The following is a 19,679-nucleotide window of genomic DNA, read 5'->3' as shown; positions in this document are numbered from 1 at the left end:
ATGCGGAGTGATGCCGCGGACGCGGGAACACGGGACGACAGATCTTTGGACCAGCACGTTGAGCAGAAGAAGCGCCGGATGAGACTGGATTCGCTGACCGATGTCGTCAAGCGAATCATCCAGGAAAACGGACGTGACTATGTCCGCGACTATCTGGTGGCGGCGCTCTGCCTCATCACCGTGGCGGGCACCACCGCCTTCACCGCATGGATCATGGAGGACGTCGTCAACGAGGCCTTCGCCAAGAAGAATGCCGACGTGGTCTGGATGATCTGCGCCGGGGTGCTGCTCGCCTTCATCATCCGCGGATTGGCGTCCTACGGCCAGGCTGTCATCCTGTCGCGCATCGGCAACAACCTGGTGGCGCGCTATCAGAGCCGACTTATGCGGCATCTGATGGCGCTCAACGTCTCGTTCTTCTCCAGCAGCCGTTCGGCCCAGATCGCCGCCCAGATCAGCCAGAATGTGTCGGGCATCCGCGACGTGATGAATCTGACCATCACCTCCTTTGCCCGCGATCTTCTCACCCTTGTGGCGCTCGTCGGCGTCATGGTCGCCAAGGATCCGCTGCTGTCGCTGATTGCCTTTGTGGTGGCGCCGCCGGTGCTGCTGGCGCTGCAGTACATTTCCAAGCGCCTGAGAATCGCGACCCGGGAATCCATCAATCTGAACAGCCGCGTGCTTGGGGCAATGCAGGAGACGGTGCAGGGCATCACCATCGTCAAGGCTTTCACCATGGAAGGCGTCATCGGCGCGCGGACCCAGGAGATCATCCAGTCCGCCGAGGAGCGGTCCAACCGCATCGCGCGGCTGAGCGAACGCACCTCGCCGCTCACCGAATCGGTGGCCGGGCTCGCCATTTCGGGCGTCATTGCATATGCGTCGTTCCGCTCCATCTACGGCGACGTTCTTCCCGGCGCCTTCTTCTCCTTCATCACCGCGCTGCTCTTGGCCTATGATCCGGCCCGGCGCCTGGCGCGGTTGCAGATCAGCCTGGAGCGCGCCGCGGTCAATGCGCGCATGATCTACGAGATTCTCGACATGGTTCCGGCCCAGGGAGACCGTGCCGACGCCCGGCCGCTGGAAGTCAAGGGCGGCGAGATCGAGTTCCGCGACGTGCGTTTCACCTATCACGAGGGCGAGGTGGTTCTCGATGGCGTCAGCTTCGTCGCCGAGGCCGGCAAGACCACGGCCATCGTCGGGCCGTCGGGTGCGGGCAAGTCGACCCTCATCAGCCTGGTGCCGCGCTTCTACGACCCGAGCTCCGGCACGGTGCTCATCGACGGCACCGACATCGCCGATGTCACCAAGCAGTCGCTGCGCTCCGCGCTCGCCTATGTCTCGCAGCAGCCCTGGCTGTTCGAGGGCAGCATCGCCGACAACATCCGCTATGGCCGTCCCGACGCCACCGACGCCGAGGTGCAGGAGGCGGCGCGCATGGCGCAGGCGCATGACTTCATCCTCGCCCAGCCCCGGGGCTACGACACGCCGCTGGGCGAGAACGGCGCCAATCTCTCCGGCGGCCAGCGGCAGCGGGTGTCGATCGCGCGCGCGCTCGTCCGCAACGCGCCGATCCTGCTGCTCGACGAGGCCACCTCGTCGCTCGACAATGAATCCGAGGCCGCGGTGCAGAAGGCGCTCGACACCGCCATGACAGGGCGCACCGTCCTGGTCATCGCCCACCGGCTCTCGACCATCGCCAAGGCAGACCGCATCATCGTCATGCAGGACGGCCGTATCGTTGAAAGCGGCACCCATGGCGAACTGACCAAGAGCGACGACGGGCTCTATGCCCGGCTGCAGCGACTGAACAAGGAGGCCGACAGCGCCGGCGATCCGCCAGACACCTCTGCCCCCGCGGCGAAGAAGGCGAGACGGCGTGCGGCCAGCACGGGGACCCAGTCATGAGCGATGAAACAGGCAGCATGGGACTTGTGGTGGTGGGCGCGGCCGGCAGGATGGGCCAGACCCTGATCCGCGTGATCGCGGAGACCGATGGCGTCCACCTCGCCGGCGCCATAGAGCGCGCCGGATCGCCGGCTTTGGGCAAGGATGCGTCGATGATGGCGGGCGCGGGGGAATCGGGCATCATCGTCTCCGACGATCCGCTGCCGGTTTTCGCCGTCGCCGACGGCGTCCTCGATTTCACCTCCCCGACTGCGTCGCTGGAGTTCGCCGATCTCGCCGCCCAGGCCCGCATCGTCCACGTGCTCGGCACCACAGGCATGGCGCCCGAGCATGACCGGCGCCTGATTGCGGCCGGCCGCCACGCCCGCATCATCAAGTCGGGCAACATGAGCCTCGGGGTCAACCTGCTTGCGGTGCTGGTGCGCCAGGCGGCGCGGGCGCTGGAAGCAGCCGACTGGGACATCGAGGTGCTCGAAATGCACCACCGCCACAAGGTCGACGCGCCGTCCGGCACCGCGCTGCTGCTTGGCCAGGCAGCCGCGCAGGGTCGCGGCGTGGCGCTCGACGCGGCCAGGGTCTCCGTCCGCGACGGCCATACCGGCCCGCGCCCGGAAGGCGCCATCGGCTTTGCCACGTTGCGCGGCGGCTCGGTCATCGGCGAGCATTCGGTGCTCATCGCCGGCGAGGGCGAGATCATCGAGCTCAACCACCGCGCGCTCGACCGTACGATCTTTGCCCGCGGTGCCGTCAAGGCGGCGCTGTGGGGACGCAGCCGGAAGCCCGGCTTCTACTCCATGCTTGATGTCCTCGGCCTCGCCGACGAGGCCTGATTTTCCAACAGAAGGAAGCGACCATGTCCGGAACCCTCGTGCTCGTCCGCCACGGCCAGAGCGAATGGAATCTGAAGAACCTGTTCACCGGCTGGAAGGACCCCGACCTCACCGAACTCGGCGTGGAGGAGGCCAAGGCGGGGGCCCTGGCGCTCAAGGATTACGGGCTCACCTTCGATGTCGCGTTCACCTCGGTGCTGATACGCGCCCAGCACACACTCGACCTGATCCTCGATGGCATCGGCCAGCAGGGCCTCGACACCATCCGGGACCAGGCGCTCAACGAGCGCGATTACGGCGACCTTTCCGGCCTCAACAAGGACGACGCGCGCAAGAAGTGGGGTGAGGAGCAGGTCCATATCTGGCGCCGGTCCTACGATGTGCCGCCGCCCGGCGGCGAAAGCCTCAAGGACACCGGAGCCCGCGTCTGGCCCTATTACATGACCGAGATCCTGCCGCGCGTGCTGCGCGGCGAGACCGTGCTGGTGGCCGCCCACGGCAATTCGCTGCGCTCGCTGCTGATGGTGCTCGACCGGCTCGATCGCGAGCAGATCCTCTCGGTCAACCTCGCCACCGGCGTGCCCATGGTCTACAAGCTCAACGCCGATTCCACCGTCGCAAGCAAGGAAGTCCTGGGCGACATGTCCGCCGCCCATTGAGCTGAAGCGCCAGGGGCCGGCTTCGGTCCAGCCCGCGGGCCCCGAGGATTTCAGCGCGCTTCAACTGCAGGTCAGTTGCCCGGTTTCCCAGCCGAGCATCGCGCGCTTGCGTGTGATGCCCCAGTGATAGCCGGTCAGCGCCCCGGACTTGCCCAGCGCCCGGTGGCATGGCACCACGAAGGAGATCGGGTTGCGGCCGACCGCTGCGCCCACGGCGCGTGACGCCGTCGGCTGGCCGATTGCGCGGGCCACGTCCGAATAGGTCGAGGCAGTCCCCAGCGGGATGCGCAACAGCGCCTCCCAGACGCGGACCTGGAAATCGGTGCCGATCAGCACCACCCTGAGCGGCTGGTCCCGATTCCACGCGTCGGTGGAAAACACCCGTCTGGCGTAGCCCGCAGTGCTCTCCTGGTCGGCGATCAGCCTCGCCCCGGGCCACCGCCGCGCCATGTCCTCAAGCGCCGCCGCCTCGCCGCCGGGATCGGCAAAGGCCAGCCCGCACAGACCGCGGTCCGTGGCCATCACCACCGCGGTGCCGAAGGGCGATGGGTGGAAGCCGTAGCGCACCGCCAGACCGGCGCCGCCGGACTTGAATTCGCCCGGGCTCATCGCCTCATGGGTGACAAAGAGATCGTGCAGCCGCCCGGGACCCGACAGGCCGAGCTCCAGGCTGGCGTCGAGCAGCGGCAGGCCCTCGGCGCCGATGAGCCGGCGGGCATGGTCCAGCGTCACCGCCTGCAGGAACGCCTTCGGCGTCAGTCCCGACCAGCGGCTGAAGGTCTTCTGCAGTTTGCTGGGCGTGACGCCAAGGTCCGACGCGATGTCCTCGAGCGATGGCTGCGACTGGAAATCGAGCGTGATGCGCTCGATCACCTGACGCACGAGCTCGTAATCCGCGCCCACGGGCGTGATGTCGCGGTCAAGTGTGGCTTGTATCGTCATGGCGGTTCTCCTTGGCCGCACTCAATCATGCGGCCGGCCCGCGCGCCACCCGAAACACGCCGCCCCATTGCGCCGGGTCAGCGCCGCTTGACGGTCGCCAGAGCGCGCTGGAAGGCGCTCGCAAAGCTTTCCTTGTCGAGCGGGTTGAGGAACGATCCGATTTCGGTCTGCCGGCCCTGTCCGGAGACCAGCATGCCGGTGATTCCGATCTCCTCGTGCCTGGAGATGTCGAAGCGGGTCCAGAACGGGTTGAACCGGACTTCGGTCGCCCGGCCCGATGGCGCCAGCTTGCGGATGATCAGGTTGGTCCGAGAGACCTGGACATATTCGCTTGCCCGTCCGGAGCGGTAGCTGAGCCAGAATGCGCCCACCAGCAGCACCATGTCGAGCCCGGCAAAACCGACCACGGGCCAGGCGCGGGCGGCGGCGAAGATCACGATCTGCGTCAGCGTGACGCCGCCCGCCAGGATCATCACCACGGTAAAGCCGGTCCGGCCGAGGGAGCGGTAGGGGGTCAGCGTTGCTTCGAAGACCGGTTCGTCGTTCATGGGTGCCTGCCGATTGCCAAGTCCGTTGCGGGCCGATTATAGAACCATGATGGAAAAGCCCAAGCGCCAAAAAGTCACAGCCTCAGGCGGCAAGATTGTGGCCAAGACCAGACCTGCAAATGGCGCGCGCCAAAAATTTCCCCGCGCCAGGATCCCATACACCATGGAGGAGATCCGCGAGATCTTCTGCCGCTTCTCGGTGCAGCGCCCGGAGCCCAAGGGAGAGCTCGAGCATGTCAATCCGTTCACGCTGGTGGTGGCGGTGGCGCTGTCGGCGCAGGCTACCGACGCCGGCGTCAACAAGGCGACACGGGCGCTCTTCGCCGTCGCCGACACCCCGCAGAAGATGCTGGATCTGGGCGAGGAACGGGTGCGGGACCTGATCAAGACCATCGGTCTCTACCGCAACAAGGCGAAGAATGTCATCGCGCTCAGCCGCAGGCTGGTCGACGAGTTCGGCGGCGAGGTGCCGCGCAGTCGCGAGGAGCTGGTGACGCTCCCCGGCGTGGGCCGCAAGACCGCCAATGTGGTGCTGTCGATGGCCTTCGGCGAGCCCACGCTAGCCGTCGACACCCATGTCTTCCGCATCGGCAACCGGCTCAGGATCGCGCCCGGCAACACCCCCGACGAGGTCGAGCAGGCCTTCCTGCGCATCATCCCCGAGGACTATCTCTTCCATGCCCACCACTGGCTGATCCTGCACGGACGCTATTGCTGCAAGGCGCGCAAGCCCGAATGCGAGCGCTGCGTCATCGCCGATCTGTGCAGGTCGCTGGAAAAGACCTGCGACATTCCGGCGCCGCTGGTCGAGCTGCCGGCGCAGATCGCCTGATATCCATCAAGCCGCAAGCCCGTCGATCAGCGCGGCGATGGCCTCTTCGCATTGGTGGCGATCGGCGCCGGTTTCGATCGCCAGCGCGGCGCGGTCGAAGGCCGCCGACAGCAGCACGGCCAGCATGTCCGCAAGGGCGCCATTGCGCCCGCCTGAAAGCAGGACGTGGAGACCGTCTTTCAGGCTTGCCTCGGCGGTCTCCGTGTCGATGGCGCGCATCGTGTCAGCGCCGAGCACCGCCGGACCGTCAAGAAGCAGAAGCCGGGCCCGGCCGGGCTTGGACATGGCGTCGAAATAGCCCCGACTGCCAGCCACGATGGCCTCGCGCGGGTTCATGACCGGGGATGTCCCGGCTTCGATGGCCGCGGCGACGTCAGCCGCCTCGCGCTCGATGACGGCGCGGAAGAGAGCTCTCTTGTCCTCGAAATGATGGTAGAGCGCGCCTCGCGTCACGCCAGCCAGGGCAACGATGTCGGGCGTGGCGGTCTCGGCATAACCCCGTTGGATGAAGAGACTGCGCGCCGCATCGATGAGCGCCTGGCGCATGGCGTCTGTGCGCTCCTTGTTCGATCGTCGCATATCACCCATTTACATACAGACAGAATGTTTCTATTTTCCAATACAGACTGACTGTATGTGATCTGCAAGGACCTGGAAAGATGAAGACCACCAGCTACTATCCCGTCCTCATGACCCGCGATGTCGCCGCAACGGCGGCCTTCTACATCACCCATTTCCGCTTCGAGGCGCTGTTTGCGAGTGACTGGTATGTGCACCTTCAGTCGCGGGATGACGCCCGCGTCGCGCTCGCGGTGCTTGACGGCCAGCATTCCACGATTCCGGCCGATCGACGCGGAGGTGTCTCGGGCCTGTTGCTGAATTTCGAGGTGGAGGATGTGGACCAGGTCTATGGCGACATCCGTGCCGCCGGACTGCCGATCCTCAAGGAGATCTGCGACGAGGACTTCGGACAGCGCCATTTCATCACCGTCGATCCGAACGGGGTGCTGATCGACATCATCAGGCCGATACCGCCAAGCGCCGCCTTTGCCGCCCACTATGACGCGTCGGCGCTCCCGACCTGACCAGGCGAAGGCGGATTCAGCCGGGCCGCCCCCGCCGTTGCTCGACACGCTTGTAGAGATGCACCATCATGCTGGCGGCGAACATCGGCGTGAGCAGGTTCAAGAGCGGCACCGACAGGAAGGCGGCGATCACCAGCCCGGCCAAAAAGACGGTCGTCGAATGCCGCGATCTGAGCCGCCGTGCCTCGGCCGGACTCATGAAGCGCGAGGCCGCGAACTCGAAATATTCCCGACCCAGCAGGTAGCCGTTGACCAGGAAGAAGGCCATCAGGTTGATGCCGGGCACGATCAGCAGCATCAGCGCGAACAGGTTGCCGATTGCCACCACGACAAGGAATTTTAGCGACTGGCCGATGGCGTCGCCAAGCGGCATCGCCTTTCCTGGCGGGTCGAGCGGATAGTCGCGCTGCTCGATCACTTCGGCGATGTCGTCGAGAAAAAGCCCCGCCACCACGGCCGTCACCGGCGCCACGAACAGCGCCAGCGCCAAGGCCAGCCCGAAACCGGCGATCACGGCCGCCACGGTGGCTGCCCAGCCCGCCCAGTCGGGCAGTCCGGGCAGGAAGCTTCCGAGCCACGGCATGACCAGGTTGGAGAAGGTCGATTCAAGGCCGAACCAGAGGCCGATGAGAATCAGCAGCGTAAGCCCGAGCGACTTCCACAGGATCGAGCGGGACGCCGGCGACAGAAGATTGGCGGCGGCAAGCCGCGCGGCGTCGAGGATCATGGCGCGATTTCCAGTTTCAGACCATCGCCATGTGGGGATCGGCGCGGTTTCCGTCAACCTGCCGCCTGGCACGCCGGGCCTCGGCGGGTCCGGACCCCCGCTTGGGCTGCGGCGTGACAAGGCTTCACAAATCAGCCATGATTCGCGCGCCTCACCATATCGGCGCCAAGTTCGGCGTCTGCCAGTTTGCCATCGGAAACCCCATGTCCGCACCGCGGATTCGCCCCGCCACGATCGACGACATCGACGCGCTAGACGGCATCGAGCAGGCAACGTTCTCGACCGACCGGATATCGCGGCGCTCGTTCCGCGCCCTGATCGACCGGCCGACGGCGGCTACCCTTGTGGCCGAACTCGACGGCGTTCTCGCCGGCTACACCATGATCCTGTTTCGTGCCGGCACGGGCATGGCGCGGCTCTACTCGCTGGCCGTCTCGCCGGCCTTCGCCGGCAAGGGGGTCGGGAGGGCGCTGCTTGCCGCCGCCGAGCACGCGGCCATGGAGCATGACCGGATCCTCCTCCGGCTTGAGGTGCGCGAGGACAATGTCGGCGCCATCGGCCTCTACAAGTCTGCCGGCTACCGGCGCATCGGACGCCACGACGGCTACTATGAGGACGGCATGGCCGCCCTGCGGCTCGAGAAGCTCCTGCGCGGCCAGGACATCACGCGCTCGCAGACGCCGTTCTACGAACAGTCGACCGACTTCACCTGCGGCTCGGCCTGCCTGCTGATGGCGCTGGGCCGATTCCGCTCGCCCGATTTTCTCACCCCGCTGTGGGAAATCCGGCTCTGGCGCGAGGCCACCACGGTGTTCATGCTGGCCGGGCCCGGCGGCTGCGAGCCTTACGGGCTCGCTGTTGTCGCCCGCGATCACGGCCTGGTTCCCGAGGTCTGGTGCTCGACCCACGACATGCTGTTTCTCGAGACCGTCCGCGACGCCGAGAAGCGCCGGGTGATGGAACTGGCGCAGACCGATTTCCGCGCCCGCGCAGCCGAGGCGGGCATTGCCACTCATATCGGGGCCTTCACGATGGACGCGCTGCGCGACCGGCTGGCGCGCGGCGATGCCGCCATCGTGCTGGTCAGCGGTTACCTGATGATGGGCAAGAAAGTTCCGCACTGGGTTCTTGCTCACGGCGACGACGGGCGCCACATTCTCGTTCATGACCCGTGGGTGGAGGACGAACTGGGCGAGACGGCCGCCGATGCGGCCAACATTCCCGTCCCCTACGCCATTTTTGACCGAATTGCCCGTTATGGCCGCACAGGGCTGCGCGCCGCGGTCCTGATTGAGGGAAACACCTCGCATGTCTGACTGGATCATCCTGGCCACCGCGCTGACCGGCTTTGACCATGCCGCCACCAAGCACAAGGTGCTCGCCACGCGGGACTACCTTGCCCGGCCCGACCTGTTTCGCGGCGCCCGCCCCAACATTATCAACCTGTCGCGCTCCTACAGCTACCAGAGCCGCGGCTACTATGCCTCGCTGCTGGCGGCCGCCCGCGGCCAGCGCGTCATTCCCTCGGTCGAGACCATCATCGACCTGTCGGCGCGCAAGCTCTACGAGAATTCGATTCCGGAGCTCGAGGACGTGCTCAACAAGGGGTTCGGCAAGTCGGAAGAGCCCGCTCCGGCGCGGCTGAAGATCTATTTCGGCACCTCCACGGATCCGCGCTTCGAGCGCTTCGGACGCCAGTTGTTCGACTGGTTCCGCGCGCCGGTGGTGGAAGTGGCGATCAAGGACGGGAAATGGCGGTCCATCAGCCGCATCAGCCTGCTGCCGGTCGCCAAGCTCACCGGCGCCGACCGGGATGCGTTCTTCGAGGCCATGGCCATCTACACCGGCCGCCAGTGGCGGGACGCCAAGTCGCGCACCCCCGCGCGTTATTCCATCGCCACGCTGATGGATGCCAACGAGGCCATGCCGCCCTCGTCGGTGGAGACCCTGAGGCACTGGGCCCGCATCGCCGCGCGCATGGGTGTTGCGGTCGAGCCGATCGGCAGGAAGGATCTGGCGCGGCTCGCCAATTTCGACGCGCTGTTCATCCGCGAGACCACGTCGATCTCCAACCACACCTACCGCTTTGCCCGCCGCGCCCAGCAGGAGGGGATGCCGGTCATCGATGACCCGGTCTCCATGATCCGCTGCACCAACAAGGTCTATCTCGACGAGCTGATGGCGGCCAACGGCGTGCCGGTGCCGCAGACCATCATGGTCATCGGCGTCGAGGACCTGCAGCGGGCGGCCGACACGCTGGGCTTCCCGATGGTGCTCAAGATCCCGGATTCCTCGTTCTCGCGCGGCGTCTCCAAGGTCAAGAACATGGAGGAACTGCGCAAGCTCGCCGGCGCCTGGCTGGCCGATTCCGATGTGCTGATCGCGCAGAAATACATGCCGACCAGCTTCGACTGGCGCATCGGCGTGCTTGGCGGCAAGCCGCTGTTTGCCGTGCAGTATCTGATGGCCAAGCAGCATTGGCAGATCGTCAAGCATGACACCGGCGGCAAGCCGCTGGAAGGCGGGTTCCGGACCTTTTCCCTGGCCGAGACTCCGCCGCGGGTGCTCGACACGGGGCTGCGCGCCGCCCGCTGCATCGGCGACGGGCTCTACGGGGTCGACCTCAAGGAGACCGAGGATGGCGTGTTCGTCATCGAGGTCAACGACAATCCCAATCTCGAGCACGGCGTCGAGGATTCGGCGGAGAAGGACGAGGTCTGGACCCGGCTGACCAACTGGTTCATCGAGCGCATCGATTCCTGAATCCCGCAGGCGGGGTGACGCCTGTTCCTTGGCCGACAAACCGGATATAGCGTGCACCGAATTGGTTCGGGACTGGAAGGGCGGGCGGATGGATCGCCGTGCCGCATCCCCACGGATGTCCGTCCTGACCGCCGATGAGATTTCATGGGGCTCCCTCACCGTGTCCGGGACCGGGGCCCACGTCAGGACCGATGCATGTCGAAAGACCCCCAGGATCGTGAGCGTTACGCCGAAATCGTCAGCCGGTCGGCGCTGAAGCAGTCTCTCGACGAGATCGCCGCCGCCCATGGCGGAGCAAGCCTGGAGGCCCGTGCCGAGGTGCTGGCCCGCGTCAAGCAGACCAGCGCCCGGGGCCGTGACGCGGCGCGGATCATGCTAGGCGAGGACGGCAGCGGCTCGCTCTGCGCCGCGCGCATTTCCCATCTCACCGATACCATCATTTCCGCGCTCTTCGACTTCGCCACCGTCCATGTCTACCGGGTCGACAACCCGTCGACATCCGAGCGCATGACCGTGTCGGCCGTCGGCGGCTACGGCCGCGGCACGCTGGCGCCGGGCTCAGACATCGATCTCCTGTTCGTGCTGCCCTACAAGCAGACCCCGTGGACCGAGCAGGTGGTCGAATGGATGCTCTACGTGCTGTGGGACATGGGACTGAAGGTCGGCCACGCAACCCGCAATGTCGATGAATGCATCCGCCTCTCCCGCACCGACATGACCATCCGCACCGCCATTCTCGAGGCCCGCTTCATCTGCGGCGAGATCGCGCTGTTCGCAGATCTCGGCGCCCGCTTCGACGCCGAGGTGGTCCAGGGCACCGGGCCCGAGTTCATTGCCGCCAAGCTCGCCGAGCGCGACGAACGCCATCGCAAGGCCGGCGACACCCGCTATCTGGTCGAGCCCAATGTCAAGGAGGGCAAGGGCGGGCTGCGCGACCTGCACACGCTGTTCTGGATCGCCAAGTACTTCTACCACATCCGCGACACCGCCGAACTGGTGCCGCTCGGCGTGCTGTCGAAGCGGGAATTCAAGCTGTTCGAGAAGGCGGAGGATTTTCTCTGGGCGGTGCGCTGCCACATGCATTTCCTCACCGGCAAGCCCGAGGAGCGGCTGTCCTTCGACATCCAGCGCGACATCGCCTCCGCCCTCGACTACCAGGACCATCCGGGTCTTTCGGCGGTCGAACGCTTCATGAAGCACTACTTTCTCGTCGCCAAGGACGTGGGCGACCTCACCCGCATCTTCTGCGCCGGGCTCGAGGACCAGCAGGCCAAGCTCGCGCCGGGGCTGATCAACGGCATGATCAGCCGCTTTGCCAGCCGCACCCGCAAGATTCCCGGCACGCTCGACTTTCTCGATGACAAGGGCCGCATCACGCTCGCCGACGCCGACGTCTTCAAGCGCGATCCGGTCAACATCATCCGGCTGTTCCATCTGGCCGACATCCGCGAGCTGGAGTTCCATCCCGATGCGCTCAAGCGGGTGACCCGCTCCCTCCGGATGATCAATGCGGGCCTGCGCGAGAACGAGGAAGCCAACCGGCTGTTCATGTCGATCCTGACCTCGCCGCGTCAGCCGGGAATCATCCTGCGACGGATGAACGAGGCCGGAGTGCTTGGCCGGTTCATTCCCGAGTTCGGCAGGATCGTCGCGATGATGCAGTTCAACATGTACCATCACTACACCGTCGACGAGCACCTGATCCGCGCCGTCTCGGTGCTCTCGGGCATCGACAAGGGCACAGAGACCCAGGAACATCCGCTGGCCTCCAAGCTGATGCCGAGCATCGAGGAGCGCGACGTGCTCTACGTCGCGGTCCTCATCCACGACATCGCCAAGGGCCGTCCCGAGGACCATTCCGTCGCCGGCGCCAAGGTGGCGCGCAAGCTCTGCCCCCGTCTCGGCATGACACCCAAGCAGACCGAGCTGGTCGCCTGGCTGATCGACGAGCATCTGACCATGTCGATGGTCGCCCAGTCGCGCGATCTCAACGATCGCAAGACGATCTCCGACTTCGCCGAAAAGGTGCGCACGCTCGAGCGACTCAAGCTGCTGCTGGTGCTCTCGGTCTGCGACATACGCGCCGTCGGGCCCGGGGTCTGGAACGGCTGGAAGGGGCAGTTGCTGCGCACCCTCTACTACGAGACCGAACTGATGATCTCCGGCGGATTCTCCGAGGTCTCGCGCCGGGATCGCGCCAAGCATGCGCAGGCGGCGCTGTCGGACGCGCTCGCCGATTGGCCGGCCCGCGACCGCGCCGCCTATCTCAGGCTGCACTACGAGCCCTATCTGCTGTCGGTGCCGATCGAGGAACAGGTGCGGCACGCCGATTTCATCCGCGCCGCCGATGCGGCGGGCAAGCCGCTGGCGACCATGGTTCGCACCCATGCCTTTCACGCCATCACGGAGATCACGCTCCTGGCCCCCGACCATCCGCGGCTCTTGTCGATCGTCGCCGGCGCCTGCGCCGCCGCCGGCGCCAACATCGCCGACGCCCAGGTCTCCACCACCTCGGACGGCCGGGCGCTCGACACCATCATGATCAACCGCGAATGGCCCGACGACGCCGACGAACTGCGCCGGGCGGCCACGATCGGCACGATGATCGAGGATGTGCTTGCAGGCAGGTCGTCGATCCCCGATGTCATCGCCCGCAAGCAGTCCGGCCGCAGGAAGCCGCGACCCTTCGTCGTCAAGCCGGGGGTGACGATCTCCAACAGCCTGTCCAACAAGTTCACCGTCATCGAGATCGAGTGCCTCGACCGCACCGGCCTGCTTTCGGAGATCACCTCGGTGCTTTCCGATCTCTCGCTCGACATCGCCTCGGCCCATATCACCACCTTCGGCGAGAAGGTGGTCGACACCTTCTACGTGCGCGACCTCACAGGGATGAAGATCACCAGCGACAACCGCCAGATCAACACCATTGCCCGGCTCAAGGCCGTGCTCTCCAACCAGGCCGACGAGATGCGCGACGCCATGCCCTCGGGAATGATCGCACCGGCAGGGACCTCATCGCGCCGCCCGGCGGCCAAGCCGGAGCAGACCGAAGCAAAGACCTCGCAGAAAGAGATTTCATGAGCCTGATCGGGAAATTCGCAAGCGTCGGCGGCGCCACCATGGCGAGCCGCATACTCGGCTTCGCCCGCGAGGCGCTGATGGCCGCGGCGCTCGGCGCCGGCCCGGTCTCCGACGCTTTTTTCGCGGCGTTCCGCTTCCCCAACCTGTTCCGCCGGCTGTTTGCGGAAGGCGCCTTCAACGCCGCCTTCGTGCCGCTGTTTGCCAAGGAGATCGAGGCCAACGGCGTCGAGGGCGCCAAGCGCTTCGGCGAGGAGGTGTTCGGCGTCTTGTTCACCGTGCTCATCATCCTGACCATTCTGATGGAGCTTTCCATGCCGATCCTGGTGGCGACCATCGTCGCGCCGGGCTTCGTCAATGATGCCGACAAGTTCGAGATGACCGTGCGGCTGTCGCTGATCATGTTCCCCTATCTCATGTGCATGTCGCTGGCGGCGATGATGAGCGGCATCCTCAATTCGCTGCACAAGTTCTTTGCCGCGGCCATCGCCCCGGTGTTCCTCAATGTCATCCTCATCGGCGTTTTGCTGCTGGCCATGCAGAGCGGCATCGAGCCTGCGGCCATCGGCGTCAACCTGGCCTGGGGCGTGCTCGCCGCCGGCCTGCTGCAACTGCTGATCGTCACGGTTTCGGTGCGGCGTGCCGGCATCACCATCGGCCTGCGCCGTCCGCGCCTGACCCCCAATGTGCGGCGGCTGCTGTGGCTGGCGCTGCCCGCTGCCGTCACTGGCGGCATCACCCAGATCAATCTGGTCGTCGGCCAGATGATCGCCTCCGGCAAGCCGGGCGCCATCTCGATCCTGCAGTATTCCGACCGGGTCTACCAGTTGCCGCTCGGCGTTGTCGGCATCGCCGTCGGCGTCGTGCTGCTGCCCGAACTGGCCCGAGCGCTCAAGGCCAATCACATGATCGAGGCCACATCGCTGCAGAACCGCTCGGTCGAGTTCGCGCTGTTCCTGACGCTGCCGGCGGCGGCTGCGCTGCTGACCATTTCCGAGCCGGTGGTCCGCGTTCTCTACGAGCGCGGCGCCTTCTCGCCGGAAACCACGGACATCGTCGCCTCCGTGCTGGCTATCTTCGGCATGGGACTGCCCGCCTTTGTCATGATCAAGGCCTTCACACCCGGTTTCTTCGCGCGCGAGGATACCCGGACGCCGATGTATTTCGCCGGCGTGTCTGTGGTCATCAACCTGGCGCTGGCCATCACGCTGTTTCCGCTCATCGCCGAACGTGGCATCGCGGTGGCGGAAATCTGCGCCGGCTGGGCCAATGCGGCGCTGCTGTTTGCCACCCTGGTCCGGCGCGGGCACTGGCAGTTGGACTCCGGCATCCGCCGCCGCCTGCCGAGACTTCTGGGGTCGACGCTCGTCATGGGGGCGGCGCTCTACTGGGCCGCCCGCTACGCGGTTCCGCTCATCACTCCCGAGACAGCGCTCCTCTCGCAGATCGGCATGCTTCTGGCTCTGGTCCTGGGCGGCGCGGCCGTCTATCTGCTGGCGGCCTTCGTCACCGGCGGCGCCGACTTCGGAGCGCTCAGGCGCTATCTCAGGCGGGGTGCGAAGCCGGTCGCCTGAGGCCGGTCTCTTGCATTGATCCGGCGCATCGGCGATAAGCGCGCGCCGACCATCCGTTCAGCCCTCCACCAGCCGCGGGAGCCATCCATGTCCGCCTTCAGTCCGCTTGTCTTTTCCGGCGTCCAGCCGACAGGAAACCTGCAGCTCGGCAATTATCTTGGTGCCATCCGCAAGTTCGTTGCCCTGCAGGAGTCGCATGACTGCATCTTCTGCGTCGTGGACCTGCACGCGCTGACGGCCCAGCTTGTCCACAAGGACCTCAAGGACCAGACCCGCTCGATCGCCGCCGCTTTCATTGCCTCGGGCATCGATCCGAAGAAGCACATCGTCTTCAACCAGTCCGCCGTTCCGGGACATGCCGAACTCGCCTGGATCTTCAATTGCGTCGCCCGCATCGGCTGGATGAACCGGATGACCCAGTTCAAGGACAAGGCCGGCAAGGACCGCGAGAATGCTTCCCTCGGCCTGCTCGCCTATCCGTCGCTGATGGCTGCCGACATCCTGCTCTATCGCGGCACCCATGTGCCTGTCGGAGATGACCAGAAGCAGCATCTGGAGCTTGCCCGCGACATCGCCCAGAAGTTCAACAGCGATTTCTCCGAGCGCATCGCCGCGGCCGGACTCGGCGTCGAGATGATGATGGGCGAGGAAAAGGTCAACGGCTATTTCCCGCTCACGGAGCCGCTCATCGAGGGTCCGGCGCCGCGCGTCATGAGTCTGCGCGACGGCACCAAGAAGATGTCGAAGTCCGACCCGTCGGACCTCTCGCGCATCAACATGACCGACGATTCCGACACCATCGCCCGCAAGTTCCGGAAGGCCAAGACCGATCCGGCGCCGCTGCCCGAGACGATCGAGGGCCTCGCAGGGCGGCCGGAGGCCGACAATCTCGTCGGCATCTTCGCCGCTCTCGCCGACCGTACCAGGCAGGACGTCATCAGCGAATATGGCGGCCGGCAGTTCTCCGAGTTCAAGCCGGTGCTGGCCGACCTTGCAGTCACGGTGCTCGAGCCGATCAGCGCCGAGATGCGCCGCCTGATGGCCGATCCCGCCCACATTGACGCCATCCTCCGGGACGGCGCCGCCCGCGCCAATGTCATCGCCGAGCGGACGATGACGGACGTCAAGGAAATCATCGGCTTCGTCTAGAGCGCGTCTGCTTTTCATTGAACAGCAGTAGCGCTCCAGTTTTTGATTTGTCGCATTGTCCTACGACGAAGTGAAATTCACTTCCTCTGGAAATGCTCTAGCATTCGCCGGCTCCGGGGCAACCGCTTCGGCGCAGACGACGCAACCCGGAAAAATCAACCTTGCGGCCCGCCCGCATCTGATGGCAATGTCCCGACCATGGTATCAAGACGACGCTCAAGCGAAGAAGGTCACCGCCGCAAGTTTCTGGCGGTCATTGACGACACGCCCGAATGCGAGCGGGCCATGCGCTATGCCGGCATGCGGGCGCGCAATTCCGGGGGCGGCCTGGTGCTGGTCTATGTGATCCAGTCGGGTGACTTTCAGCACTGGCTGGGCGTCGAGGAAATCATGCGAGCCGAAGCCATGGAAGAGGCCGAATCAACCCTGGCAAACGCGGCCGAGAAGATGCGCACGCTTCTCGGCATCGATCCGGAGACGAGGATCCGGCAGGGCAGCACCGCCGAGGAGATCCACGCGGTCATCGAGGAGGACCAGGACATTGCCATCCTGGTTCTTGCCGCGGGATCGGCCAAGGACGGCCCGGGTCCGCTCGTCTCCTCGATTGCCGGCCGCGGCGCCGCCTTTCCCATTCCGGTCACGGTGATTCCCGACGCCTTGTCGGACGAGGAAATTGACGCCCTGTCCTGATTGCGGACCGGGTCCCACTTGATAGAAGTCCGCCCAGGGCCTATCTTGTTTTGAAGAATTCTAAACTGGCCGACGCACCGGCGCGCCATGGAGACCTTGTCATGTTCATCCAGACCGAAGCCACACCCAATCCCGCAACGCTCAAGTTCCTGCCCGGCCGGGTGGTGATGGAGTCGGGCACCGCCGATTTCCGCGACGGCGACGAGGCCGGCGCGTCCTCGCCCCTGGCGGCCAAGCTGTTCGGCATTCCCGGCGTGACCGGCGTCTTCTATGGCTATGATTTCATCACGGTCAGCAAGGACGGACCGGAATGGCAGCATCTCAAGCCGGCCATTCTCGGCACCATCATGGAACATTTCATGTCGGGCCAGTCGGTGCTGTCGCAAGCGGGCCAGGATGTCCCGGTCGGGGCAGAGGAGTTCTTCGAACCCGGCGACGAGACCCTGGTGGCCACCATCAAGGAACTGCTCGAGACACGCGTCCGCCCTGCAGTGGCGCAGGATGGCGGCGACATCACCTTTCGCGGCTTCCGCGACGGCAAGGTGTTCCTGCACATGAAGGGCGCCTGTGCCGGTTGCCCGTCCTCGACGGCGACCCTCAAGCACGGCATCCAGAACCTGCTCAAGCATTTCGTCCCGGAAGTGCGTGAGGTCGAGGCCGTCTGAGACTCCGCCGGCGCGCGACGTTGCGCCGGACGCCTCTTGCGGGATGCCGCGGCAAGGCGGCGGAACCGTTTACATTTGTTCGGCAAACGATCTAGAACAGGCTTTCCGTTCATCCGGATCGGTCTGAAAGCGGGAACCGCCTGTGCTGATACTTGCCATTGATTGTGCCCAGCGATTTTGCGCCGTGGCGCTCCATGACTCCGCCACCGACACTCCCATCGCCTCCCGCTGCCCCGATATCGGTCGTGGCCATGCCGAGCTTCTGCCCGGAATTGTTGCGGAGGTGCTGGCGCTGGCGGGAACCGATCTCGCAGCCGTCGAGCGGCTCGTGGTGACCACCGGTCCCGGCTCGTTCGCCGGCATTCGCGTCGGCGTTGCCTTTGCCCGCGGCCTGGCACTTGCGCTGTCGGTGCCCTGCGTCGGTGTTCCGACGCTGATGGCCATGGCGCAACCTCTGGCCCGGGTGCGCGACAGCGCGGTGATGGTCGCTCTCGATGCCCGCAGGGAGCATGTATGGTGTGCTGTCGTCAACGCCGATGGCGGCTTCGCTGTCCCCCCCTGCGAACTGAAGCCGGAGGCGGCGGCGCTGCTGGCCGCCACTTCGGATTGCCTGCTTGCCGGCAGTGCCGCGGGTCAGCTCGTGGCGATCGAGCCCGCGCTGCAGGTGCGGCTGGCCGGCGGCGGGCTGGTTCATCCGGATGCGCCTTCCATCGAGGCGGTCGCCCGCATCGGCGCCGGTCTCGATCCGGCCGCCTATCCGCCGCAGCCGCTGTATCTCCGCGACCCCGACGCCAAGCCGCAGGCGGGATTCGCCCTGGCGCGGGAGGCCTGAACGATGTTCCGACGCTTGTTCTCTCGCAAGCCGGACTACGAGATCGTTCCGGTGCTGACGGCCGATGCGGTGATTGCCGCCGAGATCCATGCCGCGGCCTTCGGCGGCCCGCGAACCGCCCGCGCCTGGAGCGACGGCGAGTTTCTCAGCCTCATCAGCCAGCCGTCGGTATTCGGTTTCCTGGCCTGCGCGGCGGGAACGGCGCGCGATGCCGCCAGCGGCTTTGTGCTCGCCCGCGAGGCGGCCGGGGAGGCCGAGATCCTGACCATCGGTGTCAAGAGGGGCAACCAGCGCTCTGGCCTCGGCTGGCGCCTGATGCAGGCGGCCACCCGGGAGGCGGTCAGGCGCGGCGCGGAGGAGCTCTTCCTTGAGGTGGACGAGGCCAATGTCGCCGCCGTCGCGCTCTATGCCAGGCTCGGCTTCGTCAAGGTCGGCGAGCGCCGCGCCTACTACGCGCACGCCGGTTCGGAGACATCCACGGCCCTGGTGCTGCGCCGTGACCTGCGGTAGGGCCATCGGCTCCGGCGAGCCCGGCCGCGGGCGCCGTGGTCTTCGCCGATGATGGCGATCCTGCGCATCGGCATCATCGGCATGGTCTTCCTGCTGCTCACCTTGACTTTGCTGCCGCTGCAACTGCTGGCAATCGCCTGCAACTGGCCGCTGATGCGCCGGCTGCCGCGCTGGTGGCACCTGCTCATGTGCCGGATCATCGGCCTGCAAGTCCGGGTGCGCGGCGCGCCTGCGGCGGACAGGCCGCTGCTGCTGGTCGCCAACCACGCCTCCTGGAAGGACATCATGGTGCTCGGCTCGGCGGCCGACGTGGTCTTCATCGCCAAGTCCGAAGTAAGGCAATGGCCGGTCTTCGGCTGGCTCGCCCGGCTGCAGCGCTCGGTCTTCGTCGCCCGTGAGCAGAAGCGGACCACCGGGCACCAGATTTCCGATGTCTCCACCCGCCTCGCCGCCGGCGAGATCGTCGTGTTGTTTGCCGAGGGCACCACCTCGGACGGCAACCGGGTCCTGCCCTTCAAGTCGTCGCTGTTCGGGGCGGCGACCGCCGCAATCGCCCGTGCACCCGGGGGCTGCGTCCACATCCAGCCGGTGACGATCGCCTATACGGGCATCCATGGCATGCCGATCGGCCGCTACCACCGCCCCATCGCTGCCTGGCCCGGAGACGTGGCGCTGGGGCCGCACCTGCTGGCGGTGCTGCGCGAAGGCGCGCTTGAGGTCGATGTCATCTTCGGCGAGCCGGTCGTCTTTGATGCCGCCAGCGACCGCAAGCGCACGTCCCGGGCGATGGAGAGCGAGATCCGCTCGACCCTGGCCCGCGCGCTCCGCGGCCGGCTGCATCCGTGACACGCCGGGTGAAAGCCATTTGCAAGCCCGGCATTTGCGGT

Annotated in this window: 19 protein-coding genes; 15 read left to right on the top strand and 4 right to left on the bottom strand. The window is 66.1% G+C overall.

Features of this window, described 5'->3' with window-relative positions; translation table 11 throughout:
• Positions 1–78: 78 nt before the first annotated feature.
• From DFR52_RS13210 to DFR52_RS13200, 3 genes are read left to right on the top strand one after another with little or no spacing between them, the layout of a single operon-like run.
• Positions 79–1,908, top strand: coding sequence for an ABC transporter ATP-binding protein (locus DFR52_RS13210; protein WP_245415329.1), 1,830 nt, complete (start codon positions 79–81; stop codon positions 1,906–1,908).
• Positions 1,905–2,738, top strand: coding sequence for a 4-hydroxy-tetrahydrodipicolinate reductase (gene dapB, locus DFR52_RS13205; RefSeq protein ID WP_170132267.1), 834 nt, complete (start codon positions 1,905–1,907; stop codon positions 2,736–2,738). The genes DFR52_RS13210 and dapB overlap by 4 nt, the downstream gene beginning before the upstream one ends.
• 23 nt (positions 2,739–2,761) lie before the next feature.
• Positions 2,762–3,397 carry a 2,3-bisphosphoglycerate-dependent phosphoglycerate mutase gene (locus tag DFR52_RS13200; protein WP_110032432.1) on the top strand — a complete coding sequence of 212 codons (636 nt, stop codon included), beginning with the start codon at positions 2,762–2,764 and terminating at the stop codon, positions 3,395–3,397.
• Between the two features lie 60 nt (positions 3,398–3,457).
• On the opposite strand, the gene DFR52_RS13195 is transcribed toward DFR52_RS13200, so the two are convergent.
• Positions 3,458–4,339 carry a methylated-DNA--[protein]-cysteine S-methyltransferase gene (locus DFR52_RS13195; protein ID WP_110032431.1) on the bottom strand — a complete coding sequence of 294 codons (882 nt, stop codon included), beginning with the start codon at positions 4,337–4,339 and terminating at the stop codon, positions 3,458–3,460.
• A gap of 77 nt (positions 4,340–4,416) precedes the next feature.
• Positions 4,417–4,887: a DUF2244 domain-containing protein gene (locus DFR52_RS13190; RefSeq protein ID WP_110032430.1), complete on the bottom strand. Its 471-nt coding sequence runs from the start codon at positions 4,885–4,887 to the stop codon at positions 4,417–4,419.
• 163 nt (positions 4,888–5,050) lie between these two features.
• Here DFR52_RS13190 and nth point away from each other — a divergent pair, with 163 nt between their 5' ends.
• Positions 5,051–5,719 carry an endonuclease III gene (gene nth, locus DFR52_RS13185; protein ID WP_245415328.1) on the top strand — a complete coding sequence of 223 codons (669 nt, stop codon included), beginning with the start codon at positions 5,051–5,053 and terminating at the stop codon, positions 5,717–5,719.
• 6 nt (positions 5,720–5,725) lie between these two features.
• On the opposite strand, the gene DFR52_RS13180 is transcribed toward nth, so the two are convergent.
• Positions 5,726–6,298, bottom strand: a complete 573-nt coding sequence (locus tag DFR52_RS13180; RefSeq protein WP_210205828.1) for a TetR/AcrR family transcriptional regulator — start codon at positions 6,296–6,298, stop codon at positions 5,726–5,728.
• Positions 6,299–6,378: 80 nt separating this feature from the next.
• On the opposite strand from DFR52_RS13180, the gene DFR52_RS13175 reads away from it, so the two are divergent.
• Positions 6,379–6,804 carry a VOC family protein gene (locus DFR52_RS13175; protein ID WP_110032428.1) on the top strand — a complete coding sequence of 142 codons (426 nt, stop codon included), beginning with the start codon at positions 6,379–6,381 and terminating at the stop codon, positions 6,802–6,804.
• 16 nt (positions 6,805–6,820) lie between these two features.
• Here the strand turns inward: DFR52_RS13175 and DFR52_RS13170 are convergent, their stop codons facing one another.
• A complete protein-coding gene (locus DFR52_RS13170; RefSeq protein ID WP_110032427.1) occupies positions 6,821–7,531 on the bottom strand; it encodes a sulfate transporter family protein in 711 nt (236 codons plus the stop codon).
• 203 nt (positions 7,532–7,734) lie between these two features.
• Here DFR52_RS13170 and DFR52_RS13165 point away from each other — a divergent pair, with 203 nt between their 5' ends.
• The 10 genes from DFR52_RS13165 to olsA all read left to right on the top strand — a co-directional run bounded on the left by DFR52_RS13165 (position 7,735) and on the right by olsA (position 19,638).
• Positions 7,735–8,847 carry a GNAT family N-acetyltransferase/peptidase C39 family protein gene (locus DFR52_RS13165; RefSeq protein ID WP_170132266.1) on the top strand — a complete coding sequence of 371 codons (1,113 nt, stop codon included), beginning with the start codon at positions 7,735–7,737 and terminating at the stop codon, positions 8,845–8,847.
• Positions 8,840–10,294 (top strand): RimK family protein, encoded by a 1,455-nt coding sequence (locus tag DFR52_RS13160; protein ID WP_110032425.1) that lies wholly within the window; start codon positions 8,840–8,842, stop codon positions 10,292–10,294. Before DFR52_RS13165 ends, DFR52_RS13160 begins: the two co-directional genes overlap by 8 nt.
• 195 nt (positions 10,295–10,489) lie before the next feature.
• Positions 10,490–13,375, top strand: coding sequence for a [protein-PII] uridylyltransferase (locus DFR52_RS13155; RefSeq protein WP_110032424.1), 2,886 nt, complete (start codon positions 10,490–10,492; stop codon positions 13,373–13,375).
• On the top strand, positions 13,372–14,946 hold the full coding sequence (gene murJ, locus DFR52_RS13150) for a murein biosynthesis integral membrane protein MurJ (protein WP_110032423.1): 1,575 nt from the start codon (positions 13,372–13,374) through the stop codon (positions 14,944–14,946). Before DFR52_RS13155 ends, murJ begins: the two co-directional genes overlap by 4 nt.
• A gap of 87 nt (positions 14,947–15,033) precedes the next feature.
• Positions 15,034–16,095, top strand: a complete 1,062-nt coding sequence (trpS, locus tag DFR52_RS13145; protein WP_110032422.1) for a tryptophan--tRNA ligase — start codon at positions 15,034–15,036, stop codon at positions 16,093–16,095.
• 198 nt (positions 16,096–16,293) lie between these two features.
• Entirely contained in the window at positions 16,294–16,785 is a 492-nt protein-coding gene (locus tag DFR52_RS13140) for a universal stress protein (protein WP_110032421.1), read from the top strand.
• 101 nt (positions 16,786–16,886) lie between these two features.
• Positions 16,887–17,450, top strand: coding sequence for a NifU family protein (locus DFR52_RS13135; RefSeq protein ID WP_110032420.1), 564 nt, complete (start codon positions 16,887–16,889; stop codon positions 17,448–17,450).
• A gap of 142 nt (positions 17,451–17,592) precedes the next feature.
• Positions 17,593–18,282: a tRNA (adenosine(37)-N6)-threonylcarbamoyltransferase complex dimerization subunit type 1 TsaB gene (tsaB, locus tag DFR52_RS13130; RefSeq protein ID WP_110032419.1), complete on the top strand. Its 690-nt coding sequence runs from the start codon at positions 17,593–17,595 to the stop codon at positions 18,280–18,282.
• Positions 18,283–18,285: 3 nt separating this feature from the next.
• Positions 18,286–18,792, top strand: coding sequence for a GNAT family N-acetyltransferase (locus tag DFR52_RS13125; protein ID WP_110032418.1), 507 nt, complete (start codon positions 18,286–18,288; stop codon positions 18,790–18,792).
• A 48-nt stretch (positions 18,793–18,840) separates the two neighbouring features.
• Positions 18,841–19,638 (top strand): lyso-ornithine lipid O-acyltransferase, encoded by a 798-nt coding sequence (gene olsA / locus DFR52_RS13120; RefSeq protein WP_110032417.1) that lies wholly within the window; start codon positions 18,841–18,843, stop codon positions 19,636–19,638.
• Positions 19,639–19,679: the final 41 nt, after the last annotated feature.

Origin of the sequence: Hoeflea marina (assembly GCF_003182275.1) — a bacterium.
In the GTDB taxonomy this organism is placed as follows: Bacteria; Pseudomonadota; Alphaproteobacteria; order Rhizobiales; family Rhizobiaceae; genus Hoeflea; species Hoeflea marina.
Note: the sequence above shows the minus strand (reverse complement) of the source record. Positions and strands in the feature narration are given on the sequence as shown.